We start from the raw sequence: 17,503 nt of genomic DNA, 5'->3' as shown, positions 1-17,503 counted from the left end.
ACCAATTTACTATGCCAGGACTGAGCGTGTTGGTTATTCTGGAAGCAGGCGAAATATATGATACAGCTCGAAAACAACTTACACAAAACCAGTATCAAAATAACTATCGTATAGCAGATTCTGTTATGGAAGCTTTTCGAGTTTTACATCACGATGCCATTGACATCATTCTAGTTCAGGCAAATCTTGCTGTAGAGGATATACTTAAACAGTATCCCTTTATACCATGCATAGCCTTGGGGTCCCGTTCTGAACAAAATCGACTGGAAACTCTGCTCAAGCTTGGAGCTAGTGATTATATGTTTACCGATCTTTCAGACTGGTATACCATGATAGATACAAACATATACCGAATCTGGAATATCCGTAATAGTTTACAGCAGGAATTACTTTTTGCATCTCAACGATATCACAACCTTGTAGAAGCCTTACCAGATATTGTCTATGAACTAGACCCTCAAGGTCATTTTACCTTTGTAAATCAAGCGGTACGATCACTAGGATATGAACCAGAAGAACTCTTAGGCAAACATTTCAGTACTATATTGTTCGAAGAGGATATTCCCCAGGTAAGCAGAGATAACATACTTAAACTATATAAAGATAACACTACAGGAGATCGTTTTGCTCCAAAGCTTTTTGATGAACGACGAAGCGTGGAAAGAAAAACAGAAAATCTAGAATTACGCATTAAACGAAAATCTATTCGACCTGGTTTTATAATGGAGGAAATGTATGCCAGTATCATTTCTTATGGAGAAGTTTCTTCTGCAGGTACCTACCAGTTTATTAATGGTTCATCTCAACGTATTTTTATTGGTACCGTTGGAATTATCAGAGATATTACACTCAGGCGAAAATCTGAAGAAATGCTCCGTAAGATGTACCAAGCTGTGGATCAAAGTCCTGCAGGAATTCTTATTATTAATATAAATTTATTAATAGAGTACGTAAACCCTGCTTTCTTTAGTATGACCGGCTCAGGACCGGAGCAGGTTATTGGAAATAAATTTCTAGAATATTTTGCTAACACCTCAGATCAAAACACCTATGAGGATCTGCTCAGTTCTCTTCAGGCTGGAATTGATTGGAAGGGTGAAATTTGCTGTCACAAAATGAACGGGGATCCATTTTGGAGCTCCCTTACTATTTCGGCCATACGAAACCCCAATGGCTCATTAACCCATTATCTTTGCATAATTGAAGATATAAGTCGTCGTAAAACCCTGGATGAACTATTGAAAAATGCTAAAGAGGCCGCAGAAGCTGCTAATAAAGCAAAAAGTGAATTTCTTGCCAATATGGGTCATGAAATACGCACTCCCCTTGCAGGAATTATAGCCCTTACCGAAGTACTTTTAACTGATAATCCAAGAAGTGATCAGTATGATCGCATTAAGGCAATTCAATCATCAAGCCAGTCGCTTCTAGCTATATTGAATGACCTCCTCGATCTTTCAAAAATCGAAGCCCGCGCTATAGAGTTTTATCGAGAAAATTTCGACTTAAATGAAACTATTACCACACTTCTATTACCATATAAAGCGCAGGCTGAAGAAAAGGGAATCACCTTCCAGTATTCAATTGATGATGGCGGCTTCCCTACTATTTATGCTGACCGAATAAAAATTAACCGTATTATTTCCAATCTCGTATCCAATGCTATTAAATTTACTGAAACAGGGCAAGTCTCCATTCATTGCGTTATAAGAGCCAAAGACAACACCCCTGGACTCTTTGTAACTGTCAAAGATACCGGAGTTGGTATATCAGGAATGGACCAACAAAGGTTATTCAAACATTTTACCCAGTTACATAGTAAACTGAGTAAAAAACATCATGGTACAGGATTGGGTCTCGCTATTTCCAAAGAATTAGCAGTAAAAATGGGCGGGGATATCACCTTTGATAGTATTCCTGGACAGGGTAGTACTTTTTATTTTTATACCCCTGTAGGAGTAGCAACAGGAAAACCTTTCGAAGTTGATGAATTCAACTATATCGCTAAAAAAAGGCTTTCTATTTTAATTGCCGAAGATAATCCCGTGAATAGGGACTATCTTCATTATTTCATAAAAAAGGCAGGACATATGGTAGAGGTAGCAGAAGACGGTCTTGTAGCCATTCAGAAATTGGAAAAGGGCGATTTCGATCTTATTTTGATGGACCTGCAAATGCCAGGGATGGATGGCATCTCTGCTGCATCTACCATACGATCCTATAAGGGCATAAATTATGATCCACAGATACCTATTATTGCTCTCACAGCCTATACTGAGCCAGAATTAGCAGTTCATGAACAAAAACTTTCTGATTTCGATGCCTATGTATCAAAACCTATCAATGCTACAAGTTTACTGAGCCTAATAGATACCATCATGACAAAAAAGGAATATTTTGATATTAATCGACTTAAGCAGCATTATGTATCATCAAAGGATGAATTTAAACGGCTGTTACTAATTGCATCCCAGGATTTACCAAAACATATGGAACAATTTATAACCTATCATGAGCAAGGCAACTATACTGATGCTGCAGAATATCTTCATGGTTTAGTAAGTATTTTTTCAGCTATTGGAAGTATTCGAGGTCTTCAACTGATAAAACGTTACAGAAGGACAGTTCAGGACCAGAACTATGAAGCTCTTGAAGAAGATGCACGAGATATACAGCGAGAAACCCTTGGTATTCGCCGACAGATTCAACAAACATTAGGAGAATTATAGTTATGAGCAAAGGAATTAGTACTGCACTCAGTGCTCATTTGAATAGGGTTTTGTTTTTATTATTAGCAAGCACCGCCGCATCGTTACCTTCAGATTCTTATCTTGGTGAAGGACTCTTTGCTCGGATTAGCACAGACCGAGGAGATATTATTGTAAAACTGGAATATAAAAAAACTCCCCTTACAGTCTGCAACTTTACCGGTCTCGCAGAAGGCAAACTGAATGCCACTGGAGGTAAACCCTACTACAACAGTCTAACCTTTCACCGGGTAATTAGCGATTTTATGATTCAGGGAGGCGACCCGTTAGGGAACGGAACCGGCGGACCTGGATATAAATTCCCCGATGAAATTGTGGATGATCTAAAACATGATAGCCCTGGAGTTCTCTCTATGGCTAATGCTGGGCCTAATACCAATGGAAGTCAATTTTTTATTACCCATAAGGCGACCCCCTGGCTTGATGGAAAACATACGGTTTTTGGTCATGTTATCGAAGGGCAAGAAGTGGTTACCGCTATTAAGCAGGGGGACAAAATTAAAAGCATCACTATTATTCGCAATGGGGCTGAAGCGAAAGCTTTTAAAAATGACCAGGCAGCTTTTGACAGTCTTCTAAAAAATGCCGTGGCAGCTTCCGCTGAGCGTATTAAAGCAAAACGCCAGGCTGATCTAGCGAGTATTGCAACTAAATATCCTGGAGCACAGACGACAGACAATGAAGTACGTTTCATCATAATAAAAGAAGGCAATGGTGCAAAACCTCAGCCGGGGTCTACCGTATCGGTTAATTACAAAGGAATGTTCCTGAATGGTGAAGTTTTTGATGCATCAGATTTTCATGGCGGACCCATCCAATTCCAGGTAGGTACCGGCAGGGTAATCCCCGGATGGGATCAGATGGTACTAGATATGAAAAAAGGAGAGAAACGCCTTATAATTCTACCGCCAGAACGAGCTTATGGGGAGCAGGGTGCAGGCGGAGTCATTCCTCCCAATGCATTCTTAGTCTTTGAAATGGAATTAGTCGCCATTAAATAGCTAAGATTCAGCCATGGGATACCCAGAAGCTGATGCAGAGGCCTTTGTAGAGACTGCAAGAAGCTTTTCAGACATTCTCATCGATACTTCAAGCATTATTGTACTATCTGCTATTGGAGCTCTGGAGACAGCAAGCCAAACCTGGGAACTGGTAACCATCCCCGAAGCGGTATCTGAAACAGGCGCTCTTCTGATAAATATAAAAGAGGGTTCCATCAAAATTCGGCAGATCAAACCACAGAATCCAGAAAACATAAAGAGCAAAACAAACACCGATCAGTTACTAGTAGAAACCGCGAAAAAGCACCACTTGCCCCTGCTTGCAGAAGATCGGAAAATTCTAATCGCTGCAGAGGAAGCAGGACTTCTTTGCTTTGACAGTCTTGTGGCGATTGAATTACTTAAGGGGTTATCAAGCCAGGGCGCTCGGTCCTACAGTGACTGGCATAACCGTATTCTTTTACGGAACAAGTACAGCCCTTATCGGCTATCCTGGGCGGAGCGGATAGCCATTGCTATAATGAAGCTGGTTTAGCAAAAACTCCGTTTGTTGTCAGCGCCCAGCATTTTGTACCTAATAAGATGCAAGAGAACCGCCCTTAATCCGCCCAGCGATAATTATCACTTGTTAGTGAAAAAGAGGACCGAGCGCCCGAGGTCGCCCGCAGAGATCCATCTTCAAAAATAAAAATACCTTCTACATTACCCAGGGACTCTAAAAGGGCCCGCCCCTTCTCATAACCTAGGGCAAATACGGTTGTAGAAAGACCATCCGCATCAATCGAATGGTCACCAATAATGGTAACCGACAAAAGCCCGTTTTGCACAGGATATCCTGTTTGGGTAGAAAGAATATGATGATAGCGTATTCCATCCTGGAGTAAAAATCGTTCATAGACACCTGAAGTCACCATAGTTTTATTTTTGATTTCAAGAATTCCCACATACGCACCCCGTTCACCAGTCGGATCCTGGATACCAATCCGCCAGGCTTTCCCTCCTTGCTTTTCCCCATAGGCAAGTACATTACCACCTAGATCGATAATTGCCCGTTCAACCTTGTTACTTTTTAAAATTCGTGCCATCTCATCTGCGGCATACCCCTTTGCAATAGCTCCGAGATCAAGGGCCATACCAGGGCGTTTGAGAAAAACCGTCTTAGCCTGAACATCAAGAACTACATCTTTCCAATTTATAAGCGGCAAAACATGAACTATTTCATGTTCTTTCGGGACCCGGGCATTATCAGAACCAATGCCCCAGAGCTTTACTAAAGGCCCGACCGTAGGATCAAAGGCTCCATCGGAAAGTTCAGCATAGCGAAGTGCCGCTGCAAGAACTTCGACCACATCAGCTGTCACATGGACAGATTCCCGCCCCGCAGCTGTATTTATCCTGTCAAGTTCAGTACCTTCCTTATTTACACTCATATGATTCTCAATTTCTCGTAATCGGGTAAAGAGGGTTCGGTATAATTCAGATGATCCCTTATCGAATAAGTTAATTGTACACAGGGTCCCCAGTACATATTCGGTCTGAGCGGGCATTGGTTTTGTACAGGATACAAATATAAGAGCGCTACCAAGGAGTATTATAAAGTTAATAGTCCGTTTCATAACCTGAGCATACCGGGAAGCATTGTTTACAGCAAGTGTAATATACATTTAGATAGTGAAAAATAGTATAATGTAGACGAAGGAACTATAACTGTTTATAGTGAATTCATCGAGTTGGTACAGGAGTATGAATACTTCATTACTACAAGCAATGGTTGTTGCTGCAAAGGCAGCAGGTAGTTTTCAGATGTCAGAATTCCGCTGCCGGGGCCCCGGCTGGGGTGATACCAAAGCCGCCCATGATTTTGTCTCCTTTGTAGATGTAGAGTCGGAACAACATATAAAGACTATATTGCACAAAACGCTTCCAGAAGCCGCTTTTTATGGGGAAGAAACAGAAAAAGAACGGGGTACTGAATATACCTGGATCGTAGATCCTCTAGACGGTACAACTAACTATCTTTCGGGACTCGATCATTTTTCTGTTTCTATAGCTCTTTGGCAGCAGGACCACCCAGTCTTAGCCGTAGTATACAAGCCAAGCACAGAAGAACTTTTTACTGCCATAGCAAACACAGGAGCTTGGCGAAATGGGATCCCCCTTACTAAGGCACAGTTCATGGATCCAATAGGAGCTCTAATCGCCACAGGAACTCCCTATCGGTCTCCCGATACAGTCCCTGCATTTTATCGAGCCTTAGACCAGGTCTTACAAACATTTCGTGACGTCCGCCGTTGTGGTTCAGCAGCTCTCGATCTTTGTTATGTTGCAGCAGGTTTTTTTCAAGGTTTCTGGGAAGTAGATCTTCAGCCCTATGACGTTGCCGCTGGATTATTACTTCTTCAAGAAACAGGAAATCTCTTTACAAACTTTCAAGGCCGTCCTTATGATCCTTTTATACATCGTGGTCTGGTTACTGGTCGTCCAGGGGTGTATGAATTATTAGCTCAACAAATAAAAATTGCTTACGGTACACTTACATAAACCTTAGTTTTTGCAGTACTCGCTTTATAGGACAGGACCTAATAACGATTTATCAGATCCTGTCCATTATCGAGGGTCATACTATTTAAAAAGTTTAATTCCCTCATGGGGAAATTTCTTTTTTACATCTTCAATAACCTTAACAACTTGCTGCGCTTCCTGTTCTTCACACCAGATAATAAGAGCAAAGTTTTCTTCAGGCCAAATAGCATCACCCATTCGGGGCCCTGAAGAACCAACACCATGGACTACAGGTATTTTTGTATAATATTGTGCAACCCCCGCTTTTTTAAACCCATCAAAAAGGTCTTCCTCTACAGATCGGTTAGCATATATTTCAAGTCGAATCATAACTTTACCTCCTGGGCAGCTTTTTTACTTAAACCAGCAGCAATTCGCTCCCGCCGAGCCTCTGCACGGGCGGCCCGTTCATCAGCCCGCTTATTAAAGATTGCATAAATGACGGGCATTAAAAACAAGGTCATAAGAGTACCAAAGGAAAGCCCTCCAAGTACTGTTTTACCAATAGGCGCAACCAATTCTGAACCCTCACCAGGGAAGAATGCCATAGGGACGAGACCAAGTACTGTTGTTAAGGTAGTCATCAATATAGGCCTGAGACGATTACCCGCCGCCTCCACACAGGCATCATGCAGGCTTAGACCTCGTTTTCTCAACAGATTCGTATAATCTACAAGAACAATACCATTATTTACAATAACTCCCATCAACACCAATAGCCCCACTGCGGTAAGGATATTAAAAACCTCTCCAGTTACAGCATAGATCACTACGATTCCAATTACCGAAAGGGGGATGGTAAATATGATGATAAAGGGATCTCGGAACGATTCAAACTGGCTGGCCATAACACCGAACACCAGGAAAGCGGCGACCAACATGATAAGGGCAAATTTACCTATATATTCCATTAATTGTTGGTAATCTCCAGCATACTCAATCACGACATCATCTTCAGCAGGAATTTCCTGCTGAATCAGTTCTCGTATATTGCTTTCAACCTTATTAATTGGAACACCAGGGCTTGTACCTGCAGTAACATGAATAACACGACCTTGATTTTCTCGATTTATGGTAATGGGACCAGTGGTTTTCTTATATTGAGCAAAACTTGCTAAGGGGATCTTAAGTCCTGCAGGACTCATCACAAAGATTTTATCCAATGCAGGCAATTCGTTCCGATCCGATTGGGGGAGAATAAGCACTACATCATATTCATTCCCGCTGCTTCTAAATTTAGTTGCGGTAACCCCATCTACGGCAGCTTTAAGCTCATTCCCAACAGTATAGACATTTAAACCAAGAGAATACATCCGTTCCCGATCAAAGATGAGTTCAACCTGGGGAAGCCCATCCTTCAAATCAACAAAGGGTTCTTTTGCCTCAGGAACCTTTTCCTTAAGTAATTGCGCAATTCTTTCCGCAATAGCTTTTCCTTTAATAAGATCCTGAGTTTTAATTACGATATCTATAGGACTTGAAGAACCGATTCGCCCACCCTGTTGGCCTGAGCTAAAACTCATCATTACTCCAGGGAAATCATTAAAATGGGCACGGATTTTATTTTTCATCGTCTCAGCGGAATCAATCCTTTCTTTGTAATCCGGTAATGTAATTTGCAAACTCCCCTTATGTACTGAAGAAGAGCCACTTAGGCCAAAAAAGGATTTCTGACCAACCGTTAAGATTATTCGTTTATACCCTTTTACCTCCTGTTCTAGAATAGTTTGTATCTGTTTGAGCACAGCTTCAGTTTCTGTAATGGGGGTCCCTACAGGAAGCTCAATCGAAAGGGTAACAGAGTCAGCCTGTTGTTCAGGCATAAAAACATAACCAATCCGGGGAATTGAAATGATGCTCACAATAAACAGAATCGCTATGGTAAGTACAGTTAGCAACTTACGTCGTAATACCCGGTCCACAGCATGTCGGTATGCTTGATCAAGCCATGAGAAGAACAATGCAAAAGGTCTATCGATACGGACAAGAAAACCTCGAAGTGGTTTTTGGACTCTCGTTGTTAAAGGCAGATAGTGACTTGTAAGAACAGGGATCAGCATCATCGCTACTGCCAAGGACATAGTCAGTGAAATAACAACTGTAAATGCAAGTCCGGCAAACAACTCACCCACAATACCTAGCTGACTCTTAAACATCACTAATGGAGCAAATACACATATGGTCGTTAAGGTTGATGAAACGATAGCATTAATCATTTCCTGACTTCCCAGGATTGCTGCAGCTGTTAGCTTGGCTCCTTTTTCCCTATATCGATATATATTTTCCAAGATAACAATAGAGTTGTCCACTAACATTCCAACACCCAGGGCAAGACCTGCGAGGGTCATAACATTAAGGGTTAAACCCCAGAAATACATAGCCATTAGTGTAAATAGTAGTGATACTGGAATGGTTATACCAATGATTAAAGTTGGTTTAAAAGATCTTAGGAAAACAAAAAGAATAAGAACTGCCAGTATAGCACCCTGTAGTGCACTTGAGGTTACCTGATTTATTGAATTTTCAATTATGTCTGTGGTATTAAATATTTCAGTAATTTTAATACCCTGAGGAATTTCTTTAGAAATTTGATTCAACCGCTTACGTAATTCTCGTGCAGTTTGAACTGAATTCTTTCCACTCTGTTTCTGTACAGTAATTTGTACAGCCGCTTGTCCGTTCACAAAGACAAGGCTATCTTCATCACGATAACCTTCGTAAACATCAGCAATATCTTGCAAACGCACTACCTTGCTCGGCTCAATTTCACCGTTTACCAAACCACCACCTTTATAGGAAATGACGGTAGAACGTATTTCATCCAGGGTACGATACTCTCCCGCAGAAGTTAATAAATATGAAAGCCCATTATCGAGGATAGATCCCGCAGAAACAGCTATATTTTGACTTGATAACATATTTTTAATTTGAGTAATTGTTAACCCATAGGCTTCTAGCCTATTCTGAGGAATTTCCACCTTAATGATTTTTTCACGCCCACCTGAAACCGCCCCCATCGCTACTCCAGGAACCTGTTCAATACGAGGTAAAATCGTATTTTCCGAAATTTCTCGTAACTCTTCAGGGGTACGATTTCCTGTAACCATAAGACCCATAATAGGAATCATTGATGGATCAAACTTAAATATAAGGGGGGTATCAGATCCTTCTGGAAGAAAGCGTTTCACGAGTTCCAAATTATCTCGGACCGAATTGGCTGCATCAGCCATATCGGTTCCATAGGTAAATTCAAGCATAATCATGCTCGATCCTTTCGAACTCGAAGATGTAAGCTTTTCAAGGCTTGATACATTGGAAAGCGTTCCCTCTAAAGGTCTTGTAATTGTTTTTTCAACCTCTTCTGGCCCAGCTCCAGAATAACTGGTGAGAACAACCAATATTGGTGGCTCAATTTCTGGATAGAGATCAATGGGAAGATTAATCGTCGCAAACACCCCAAGGCCTAATAACAAAATAAATGCTATAAATATGGTAGTTGGCCGTGATACGACCGTCTTAGCTATGCTCATAGGGACCTCTTAATACGTAGTTTTTAATGGCGCTGTAGTATCTACTACCCGTACTTGAACACCATCCTCCAACAGGCTTTGTCCACGAAGAACCACTTCTGCCCCTGCTTCAATACCATTTCGTATTTCAACCTGGTCATCTATAAGGATCCCCGCTGTAACAACCCGTTTTTTAGCAATTGTACGAGCCGGATCTTGTGGGTCTGTTTCTACAGTAAACACATATTGTTCCCCATATCGGCGTACGATTGCGGTGGCTGGAATTTTAACCACACCAGTTTTTTCTTCAGTTATTATTTTTACTTTAGCAAATAATCCTGGTTTTAAAATATTCGATTCATTTTTCACAGTAATCCGTACTTCCATAGTTCGAGATGCAGGATCCACTGTAGGACTCAATTCTCGCACCTGGCCATAAAAAACCTTCCCTGGGAATGCATCTAGAGTAAGTTCCACCGGAAGTCCCACCTTCATCTTTGAAATAAATCGTTCTGCTACATAGGTTCGCACTTCGAGGGTCCCTGATCCGGCTAATCGTGCTACCGTAACAGACTGAGAGATGGTCATTCCTAATTGAGCTGGTAGGGCTACCACAGTTCCAGTAATTGGAGCTTTCACAATACCAGGGTTAAAAGTCATACCCGGACGAGAAGGATCCACTTCAGCAAGAGGTTCATCCTTTTGAACCCGCTGTCCTACCGATACAAATAATTTACTTATCTTTCCTGCCACATCTGAATAGGCATCTACCGTACTACTAGCTACAATATCCCCAGAAAGAGCCATATAATCACGAATCTGTCCTTTAACAGCCTTTGTGGTAGCAACTGCAAACACCGTTGTTTGGTTTTGACGATCCGTTTTACTCGATTTCTGTTCCTTATTTTTAGAGGCTTGTCCACAGGAAGTTATAAGTATAGCTCCCATCAATACGATCATTACACGATTATGTTTCATCCTTATCTCCTTGTCAGAGTCCCAAAGGGCACCCCTATGGAATATTCCAGGTCTAAAAGCCCGGTCATATAGTTATATTGTTCTTTTAGCACCTCTAATTGGGCCTTCCTTAAATCTAATTCTGCATTCGTAACTTCCATAACATCCTTGGTTCCCGCACGGTAGGCATCCTCAGCAAGTGTATAAGCACGACTCGCTAGTTTTACATTAAGTTGCAAGGCTTCAATGCTTTTTTGAGATTTTTGCAACTGTAATACAACAGCGTAAACCTCTGTCTCAGTACCTCGCACGGCAAGAGCTAAACTAGTGTTCATTTTTTCTAGTGAATCATCCAAATCTACTAAGCCTTGCGCTTCCCGAGAAACTGGTAAAAGACTATTGAGCCGCCAAGCCAAGGTAATACTGAACATTCCAGACCGTTGCTGCCAGGCATCGCCATTAAACCAATTATCCTTCATCGGATCCCCTTGAAAAGTAGGATCATAGGTCCAACCCAAGGATACAGAAGGCGTATAAAGTTGATACCAATTTGCCTGTCTGGTACTCTTAAGCAACGCAATCGATCGACGTAATTCTTCAAGATCCGGTTTACTATTGATCGCTGTACTAATAAAGTTTTCCATATCTAGTGAAATGGGGTCAGGGAAACCTATCGTTTCAAGCTCAAGTTTCGTTCCATGGGGGAGCCCTAAATTCATAGCTAACGACTCGGTTGCAATTTGTAGATTATTTTGTAGATCCTGTAGTGAGGGCCTTAAATTTTCCAAACCTACCTGTGCTTGAAGTACAGTTAATTCAGGAACTAAACCAGCGCGATAATTTGCCCTGGCAATCTCTAATCTTCGCTCTGCAGCCGATATATTTTCTTGTAACAATACAATATTTTCTTTTAACAACAATATTTGAAGATAACTTTTTCGTATATCTCGTTCAAGCTGCAAACGGGCCTTTTGATAACTAATTTTACCATTCTCATATTCCATCCTAACATTCTTTATGCCTTCAAATAAAGCAATATTAAACGTTAAAGAGGCTGATAATCGGCTCGAAAGGCTCCATTGGGGTAACGTTTGAGAATAAGGTAGGACATAATCATAACTACCGCCTGGACCAGTCGGGGACACCGGTACCAGAGCGGAGACCGTACTAGCTTCGTTCGTCCTGGCCATGGTCCCACTTACATCCACCGTGGGGATAAAGACATTCCAAGCTGTGTCAGCCTTTCGCAGTTTTGTCTCTAGATCCCGCTTTGTATTGCTCAAACTAAGATTATGTTCAATCGCTAAGGCAACCGCTTTATCAATAGATAAGGTGTATGGTTCTTGAGCGATAAGGGTACCGCATCCTACAGCAAAAAATACCAGAAAAGCGATTTTTATTTTTTCCATCCCTTTACTCCTGTAATAATATAATTAAAAAGATACTTAAGATTATTCAGTGATTCTACTTCATCCACACCATGACGAAGTTCAATCATGAGTTGATTCACCACAAGAAAGAGAACCCAGCGAGCTACGATTAACTCATCCCAATTTGCAAGGGTTGATCGCAAGGGTAAATCTTTAACAAAAGAAAAAAGGGTTTGTCCCCGTTCGGGCATAAGAAATCCAAGAGAAATTCTTTGTAGACGAACCCAATCTAAAACCCGAAGTATATCTTGATGGTTACGTAAATAGGCAACTACAATTCTCATGGTAAGGTAGAGTTTAGAAAGCGGATCTGAACACAGGGCCACAACTTTTTCCATATGGTTTGCCAATATTTCAAATTCATTTAAAAACAACTGGCGCAACATTTCTTCTTTGCTTAAAAAGTGACTGTACAGGCTACTTTTCGCAAGGCCTGCTTTCTTTGCAACCAGATTCATAGAAGCCTTCCAGGGACCTAATTCAGCTATAGTATTTGCTAAAGCCTTAAGAATTTGACCTGAAGCAGTATGATTTTGTAAATCATATTGATTGAGAGCCTCAAATAGTCTAGTAAAAGATTCATCCAGACCTGCAAAATCGGGTAATCGAGAAGAAGCATCGATTTCGCATAACCCATGTTCTATAAGATCAAGAACTGCTTGTACAGAACCATGAGACCCACCAACAGTAATTTCATCAGATACATGCATCAATTTAAAATGAAACAGGGCAATTGAGAAGACCATTGTTACTGAAACAATACGTATGAGTGAAAAAGAACCTTTTTTTGCTGAATCCGGTTCAATGTCCCAAAATAGTAGCCCCCTTTGCTTTAATTCCTGTCGGAAAGCACGACCTGGCTTTTCTTGACCTAATACTAAATTTAAGAAAAAAATGAAATCATATTTATGATTAATAAAGTAATTAGTCATTATTCGTGCCACACCTAGAACCTTTTCAGTCTCTTCAGATTGAAGTAAGAAAGGTAAATTTGGCTCTAAATAAAAAGCAAAACGATCAAAAAAATCGGTATATAAAGCACTGAGCAAAGCTTCTTTATTCGCAAAATGACGATACAATGCAGGCTTCGTTACCCCTAAGTAGGCTGCAACATCAGTGAGACTCATATTACTGTAGAAACTCCGTCCCCAAACAACAAAGGCAGCCGTAATAATATCTTGCTTAGTCATCTTAATGTTACCGACCGGTCGTTAACATATCATATACCAACATGGTTCGTCAAGGTTTGTAGCTCTCTATCATGGATTTTTTTTTATTTATAACGGATAGCGCCCTCTGCCTGTTCTTCATAGCGGGCCAACATAAAGAGAAGGTCCGACAATCGGTTCACAAAACGACGAGTCGGGCCATCTACTACATCCTGCCGAGCCAGAGCCACAATACGCCGCTCCGCACGACGACACACGGTTCTGCAAATATCAAGTTTAGCCGAACTATCGATGGATCCAGGAATAACAAACCCTTTAAGCGGAACAGCCGCTTCCAACTCATAGACCCAGTTAGTTAACCGATCTACATCCTCTTCGGTCACTGGTTGAATATAAGCACCAGGACTACTTGTGGCCAAAGAACCGGCAACTCGAAACAGATCCCGTTGAATTATATCGATCATTTCTTTCACTCTATCGGTTTTTACATATCTGCGAGCATCACCTAAGAAAGCATTAAGTTCATCAACCGTACCATAGCATTCAACCCGAAGCGAATCTTTTCCTATCCGTTCACCGGACCAGAGCCCCGTTGTTCCATCATCACCTGTTTTAGTTGAAATACTCATGGCTTTCTACTCCTTGTATAAATCTGTTTAAATCATCCCGGGAATTAAAGGCGCCCTGGAAATAGGTAGGTCCACCACCACCTGAGCCGCCATAGGCCGCCAGCAGTTCCTTGCATACAGGCCTTAGATCCACATCGGTTCTGCTCGTTAAAAGTCCCACCTTTAATTCTGGTACAGAAGCCACTAAAACAAATTGTGTTGACGCTTTTTGTAGAATCCGACCAACCCAAAGTGCATCATCTAAGGATCGATCAGTAAAAATGTTAACAAGCACCTTCCCATACTTCTGTTCTTCCAAAATATGTGCGGCTTCAAAATTGGCGAGTCTATCTTTAAGGATAAGCAACTTTTTTTCCTGAAGATTCAATTTTTCTATCAAGGCCGCCACTCCATTGGATAATTCATCCTGAGGTACTTTTAAGGCACGGCTCGCCTCGCCTGCGGTCTCTCGCAGCATCCGATATTGTTGAATTACCCGATTACCTGCAATAAAAAATATTCTCATCATTCCTTTGTATTTTTCTGCTCCTATAACAGCCAGAGCACCAATAGCTCCAGTCGAAGACAAATGGATCCCCGCACAAGGTGAATAATCATACCCATCAATTTCTATAATACGAAGCTGTTTTTCTCCTTCCGGTGGCTTTTTACGCAACGGAAAGGCAGTTATATCCTCCGGAGGACAAAGATGGGTGATAATTCGGTAATCTTCACGAATAAGGTCCTGAACTGAATTTTCAATAAAGGTTAATTCTTCCTGTGTCAGCTGAGTTAAATCCACATCAATAGTATTAACACGGTCTCCCAGATGCATAGACACCGTGGGTGCACCGGTGAGCCGCAGAATGGTAGCAGAAAGAAGATGCTGGGCAGTATGCTGAGTAGAAAGGTCCTGACGCCGCTTCCGGTCCAAGGTAAGCCTGGCCGGCCCTGGGGCGAGGGGGAGCACCGCAGCAGCATCGGCAACATTGGCCGCCTCGGACCCCTCATTAGCAATCATATGGTATATACACTCACCCTCCATGCCAACCGAAGCCCCATCACCGAATTGTACATCCACAACAGGGATATCATTAATCCAGCCATGGTCAGCTCCCTGACCGCCTCCTTCTGGATACATAATTGTTTTATCAAGCACCAGGGCCGGCCGGCCGTTATAGGTTCCAGCAGCTATAATATGTACATCAAGCTCCTGCAAATAGGGCTGCTCATAATATAGTTTCTCAGTATTCATATAACTAGTATGATAATCAACTGAACTTAAGGTCAAGCAAAATCAAAAAAACAGCATCCACCATGGGATGACCTTAAAAAGCTTTCATGTTTAGAGACGCTTATTAGAAACATTTAAAAATTTAGTTTTTTTTAAATAACAATATTCCATGAATGACAATATATCTTTTTTGATGTATACTTTTTGTGAAAGCATGAGAAACAAAAAAACCAATGAACTTGCGGTCTGTGGTGTAAATGCCGTCTCAGCCCTCGCCAAACAACATCCGGAACAGATCCGCCGACTTTTCTTGCGGAAAGACCGGTTACCAATTTTTACAAAAGCCTGTAAATACCTTGCAGAACAAAAAAGACTCTATAAATTTTGTGAAGATGATGAGTTAGAACGGCTTTGTAAAAGCCCCCGACACCAAGGGGTAGTCGCCATGATCATGGAACCTGAACCGCCAACGATTTCATCTCAAGAGCTTGATGAATGGAGTAGCAAAAGGCAAATCGGTCTTATTCTGGATTCGGTGGGCAATGATAATAACCTGGGAGCTATCATTCGTTCTGCAGCCTTTTTTGGAGCTACCTGGATTATTCTATCAGAACGGGATCGAGAAGCCAGGCTTACCACCAGCGCATACCGGGTAGCTGAGGGAGGTATGGAATATGTCCGTATCCGCAAAGCAGATAATATAGAAGCCTTTGTAAAGGCTGCTGAAAAAAAAATGCTGGTACTTGGTGCTCATCATCGGGCGCGGCTCCGGCTCAAAGACCTTCCGACATTGGCAGACCCATTCCCCCACGGATTTGCAGTCGTAGTTGGTAACGAAGAAACAGGTCTTTCGCTGGAGGTAGAACGGGCCTGTTCATATTTGGTCCGGATCCCTGGATCAGGCCAGATTGAAAGTCTAAATGTTGCCCAGGCGGCAACCTTGTTTCTTCATGAAATATCCACGATTTTTTAACCAGCTTACAATCTGGATCCTAGGAGAAGAAGACAATTACATCCTTTCACCCGATAGATTACGAAAGGAATACCTTGTCCGTTTTCTTATTGTTCTTTTTCCAATTATTATTTCAACCATCAGCTTTGATATTCTAAGAGGCCCTGATGTATTTACTATTACCCGATTAGGATCAAGTTTATCGGTAATGCTTTGCCTCTTGCTACTTAAATTGAAACTTTATAAAGCCGCTATTCCGATTCTCTTTTTTGGAGGCAGCCTGTCTGTAGCAGCAGCTGTCATACTGTCTTCTTTTTATAAAGCCATATCAGGATCCCTCATGTCGCTTGCAGCACTTGTTTTTTTTGCGGCCATTGTCCTTATAGGACTATATTCTAACCAGTTTCGCTGTGCCTTAGGGCTACTTATTATCGCAATCATCATTGATATTCTGGAACTCCTGTTTAACTCCTATATTACACCTGCAGTGATTAATGCACGCATTGGAGTCATTATTTTACATATATCCGCTTTAGGGATTAATACATTCTTACGAAAATACTTTGAGCGTTTAGAACAGATCGCAGAAGCTCGTCGAATTATGAACCATAATCTGGAAAAAATCATTTCTGATATTCGACAGGATGAACAGGTACGTCTAGCAACACTAACCCACGATCTTCGTTCCCCCATTACCTCAATAATGGGTGTACAGGCTTTACTTGCTGCTACAGAGCTGACTGAAGAACAACAACACTATGTGGATATACTCTCCCGTTCAAATAAATTTATGCTGGATCTTATTCAATCTATACTAGAACCGGAAAATATCGAGAATGAAGCGTCAGATAAAAAGGAAACCTTAATAAACCTAGTTGATCATGCCTTAAGCAGTTATCGTTTAATAGCAGAAACAAAGGGGTTGTCCGTTACCATCAAGATATCACATAATATTCCAAAACCAGACATGCCTAAAAGTGAGTTTATCAGAATCATCGAAAACCTTATGGACAATGCCATTAAATATACTAATGAGGGCAGTATTAGTATTACTGCCGAAAAAAAAGAAAAAAACAAAAAGCCATATATAGTATTTACAATACAAGACACTGGTCAGGGTATCAGCCTTGAACGGATTAAGGAAATTAAAGCAGGGATAGCCTCACCGGACAGTCAATTTTCCACATCCCACGGACTCGGTCTGAGCGGAACGATCGAACGGGTTAGTCGATCTGGGGGAAGTCTTGATATTACCAGCACCCCCGGCAAAGGTACCATGATTACACTTATACTTCCCGTGTAGGTGAAATAAA

Annotated in this window: 14 protein-coding genes; 6 read left to right on the top strand and 8 right to left on the bottom strand. The window is 41.5% G+C overall.

From position 1 onward, the window contains the following. Nucleotides 1–11: 11 nt before the first annotated feature. The 3 genes from SPICA_RS00975 to SPICA_RS00965 are packed head-to-tail and all read left to right on the top strand — an operon-like array spanning nucleotide 12 to nucleotide 4,304. Entirely contained in the window at nucleotides 12–2,729 is a 2,718-nt protein-coding gene (locus tag SPICA_RS00975; protein WP_013967679.1) for a PAS domain S-box protein, read from the top strand. Nucleotides 2,730–2,731: 2 nt separating this feature from the next. Continuing rightward, the gene (locus SPICA_RS00970) at nucleotides 2,732–3,769 is read left to right on the top strand and encodes a peptidylprolyl isomerase (protein ID WP_013967678.1); all 1,038 of its coding nucleotides are present in this window, start codon (nucleotides 2,732–2,734) and stop codon (nucleotides 3,767–3,769) included. A 13-nt stretch (nucleotides 3,770–3,782) separates the two neighbouring features. Continuing rightward, on the top strand, nucleotides 3,783–4,304 hold the full coding sequence (locus SPICA_RS00965; RefSeq protein ID WP_013967677.1) for a hypothetical protein: 522 nt from the start codon (nucleotides 3,783–3,785) through the stop codon (nucleotides 4,302–4,304). A 64-nt stretch (nucleotides 4,305–4,368) separates the two neighbouring features. Here the strand turns inward: SPICA_RS00965 and SPICA_RS00960 are convergent, their stop codons facing one another. After that, nucleotides 4,369–5,385 carry an FAD:protein FMN transferase gene (locus SPICA_RS00960; protein ID WP_041396320.1) on the bottom strand — a complete coding sequence of 339 codons (1,017 nt, stop codon included), beginning with the start codon at nucleotides 5,383–5,385 and terminating at the stop codon, nucleotides 4,369–4,371. 127 nt (nucleotides 5,386–5,512) lie between these two features. On the opposite strand from SPICA_RS00960, the gene SPICA_RS00955 reads away from it, so the two are divergent. Then, entirely contained in the window at nucleotides 5,513–6,310 is a 798-nt protein-coding gene (locus SPICA_RS00955; protein WP_013967675.1) for an inositol monophosphatase family protein, read from the top strand. Between the two features lie 81 nt (nucleotides 6,311–6,391). Here the strand turns inward: SPICA_RS00955 and SPICA_RS00950 are convergent, their stop codons facing one another. From SPICA_RS00950 to SPICA_RS00920, 7 genes are all read right to left on the bottom strand, one after another. Further along, the gene (locus tag SPICA_RS00950) at nucleotides 6,392–6,661 is read right to left on the bottom strand and encodes a PG0541 family transporter-associated protein (protein WP_013967674.1); all 270 of its coding nucleotides are present in this window, start codon (nucleotides 6,659–6,661) and stop codon (nucleotides 6,392–6,394) included. Then, nucleotides 6,658–9,861 carry an efflux RND transporter permease subunit gene (locus SPICA_RS00945; RefSeq protein WP_013967673.1) on the bottom strand — a complete coding sequence of 1,068 codons (3,204 nt, stop codon included), beginning with the start codon at nucleotides 9,859–9,861 and terminating at the stop codon, nucleotides 6,658–6,660. The genes SPICA_RS00950 and SPICA_RS00945 overlap by 4 nt, the downstream gene beginning before the upstream one ends. A gap of 9 nt (nucleotides 9,862–9,870) precedes the next feature. After that, nucleotides 9,871–10,818: an efflux RND transporter periplasmic adaptor subunit gene (locus SPICA_RS00940; RefSeq protein WP_013967672.1), complete on the bottom strand. Its 948-nt coding sequence runs from the start codon at nucleotides 10,816–10,818 to the stop codon at nucleotides 9,871–9,873. Between the two features lie 2 nt (nucleotides 10,819–10,820). Further along, on the bottom strand, nucleotides 10,821–12,206 hold the full coding sequence (locus tag SPICA_RS00935) for a TolC family protein (RefSeq protein WP_013967671.1): 1,386 nt from the start codon (nucleotides 12,204–12,206) through the stop codon (nucleotides 10,821–10,823). Then, complete coding sequence (locus tag SPICA_RS00930; RefSeq protein WP_013967670.1) at nucleotides 12,194–13,417, bottom strand: TetR/AcrR family transcriptional regulator; 1,224 nt, start codon at nucleotides 13,415–13,417, stop codon at nucleotides 12,194–12,196. The genes SPICA_RS00935 and SPICA_RS00930 overlap by 13 nt, the downstream gene beginning before the upstream one ends. Nucleotides 13,418–13,500: 83 nt before the next feature. Beyond that, entirely contained in the window at nucleotides 13,501–14,025 is a 525-nt protein-coding gene (locus tag SPICA_RS00925) for a cob(I)yrinic acid a,c-diamide adenosyltransferase (RefSeq protein WP_013967669.1), read from the bottom strand. After that, nucleotides 14,009–15,259, bottom strand: coding sequence for an alanyl-tRNA editing protein (locus tag SPICA_RS00920; protein ID WP_013967668.1), 1,251 nt, complete (start codon nucleotides 15,257–15,259; stop codon nucleotides 14,009–14,011). The genes SPICA_RS00925 and SPICA_RS00920 overlap by 17 nt, the downstream gene beginning before the upstream one ends. A gap of 193 nt (nucleotides 15,260–15,452) precedes the next feature. On the opposite strand from SPICA_RS00920, the gene SPICA_RS00915 reads away from it, so the two are divergent. Continuing rightward, nucleotides 15,453–16,211 carry a TrmH family RNA methyltransferase gene (locus tag SPICA_RS00915; RefSeq protein ID WP_041396319.1) on the top strand — a complete coding sequence of 253 codons (759 nt, stop codon included), beginning with the start codon at nucleotides 15,453–15,455 and terminating at the stop codon, nucleotides 16,209–16,211. Beyond that, complete coding sequence (locus SPICA_RS00910) at nucleotides 16,189–17,493, top strand: sensor histidine kinase (RefSeq protein WP_013967666.1); 1,305 nt, start codon at nucleotides 16,189–16,191, stop codon at nucleotides 17,491–17,493. The genes SPICA_RS00915 and SPICA_RS00910 overlap by 23 nt, the downstream gene beginning before the upstream one ends. Nucleotides 17,494–17,503 lie beyond the last annotated feature (10 nt).

It is taken from the genome of Gracilinema caldarium DSM 7334, assembly GCF_000219725.1.
Classification (GTDB): Bacteria; Spirochaetota; Spirochaetia; order Treponematales; family Breznakiellaceae; genus Gracilinema; species Gracilinema caldarium.
The sequence above is the reverse complement of the archived record's forward strand: the minus strand, read 5'-3'. Positions and strand labels throughout refer to the sequence as shown.

Bases quoted from the DNA above. Each gene is read 5' to 3' on its own strand.
- SPICA_RS00960 (WP_041396320.1), bottom strand. From the start codon at position 5,385: ATGAAACGGACTATTAACTTTATAATACTCCTTGGTAGCGCTCTTATA.
- SPICA_RS00910 (WP_013967666.1), top strand. From the start codon at position 16,189: ATGAAATATCCACGATTTTTTAACCAGCTTACAATCTGGATCCTAGGA.
- SPICA_RS00955 (WP_013967675.1), top strand. From the start codon at position 5,513: ATGAATACTTCATTACTACAAGCAATGGTTGTTGCTGCAAAGGCAGCA.
- SPICA_RS00925 (WP_013967669.1), bottom strand. From the start codon at position 14,025: ATGAGTATTTCAACTAAAACAGGTGATGATGGAACAACGGGGCTCTGG.
- SPICA_RS00920 (WP_013967668.1), bottom strand. From the start codon at position 15,259: ATGAATACTGAGAAACTATATTATGAGCAGCCCTATTTGCAGGAGCTT.
- SPICA_RS00935 (WP_013967671.1), bottom strand. From the start codon at position 12,206: ATGGAAAAAATAAAAATCGCTTTTCTGGTATTTTTTGCTGTAGGATGC.
- SPICA_RS00965 (WP_013967677.1), top strand. From the start codon at position 3,783: ATGGGATACCCAGAAGCTGATGCAGAGGCCTTTGTAGAGACTGCAAGA.
- SPICA_RS00975 (WP_013967679.1), top strand. From the start codon at position 12: ATGCCAGGACTGAGCGTGTTGGTTATTCTGGAAGCAGGCGAAATATAT.
- SPICA_RS00915 (WP_041396319.1), top strand. From the start codon at position 15,453: ATGAGAAACAAAAAAACCAATGAACTTGCGGTCTGTGGTGTAAATGCC.
- SPICA_RS00940 (WP_013967672.1), bottom strand. From the start codon at position 10,818: ATGAAACATAATCGTGTAATGATCGTATTGATGGGAGCTATACTTATA.
- SPICA_RS00945 (WP_013967673.1), bottom strand. From the start codon at position 9,861: ATGAGCATAGCTAAGACGGTCGTATCACGGCCAACTACCATATTTATA.
- SPICA_RS00930 (WP_013967670.1), bottom strand. From the start codon at position 13,417: ATGACTAAGCAAGATATTATTACGGCTGCCTTTGTTGTTTGGGGACGG.
- SPICA_RS00950 (WP_013967674.1), bottom strand. From the start codon at position 6,661: ATGATTCGACTTGAAATATATGCTAACCGATCTGTAGAGGAAGACCTT.
- SPICA_RS00970 (WP_013967678.1), top strand. From the start codon at position 2,732: ATGAGCAAAGGAATTAGTACTGCACTCAGTGCTCATTTGAATAGGGTT.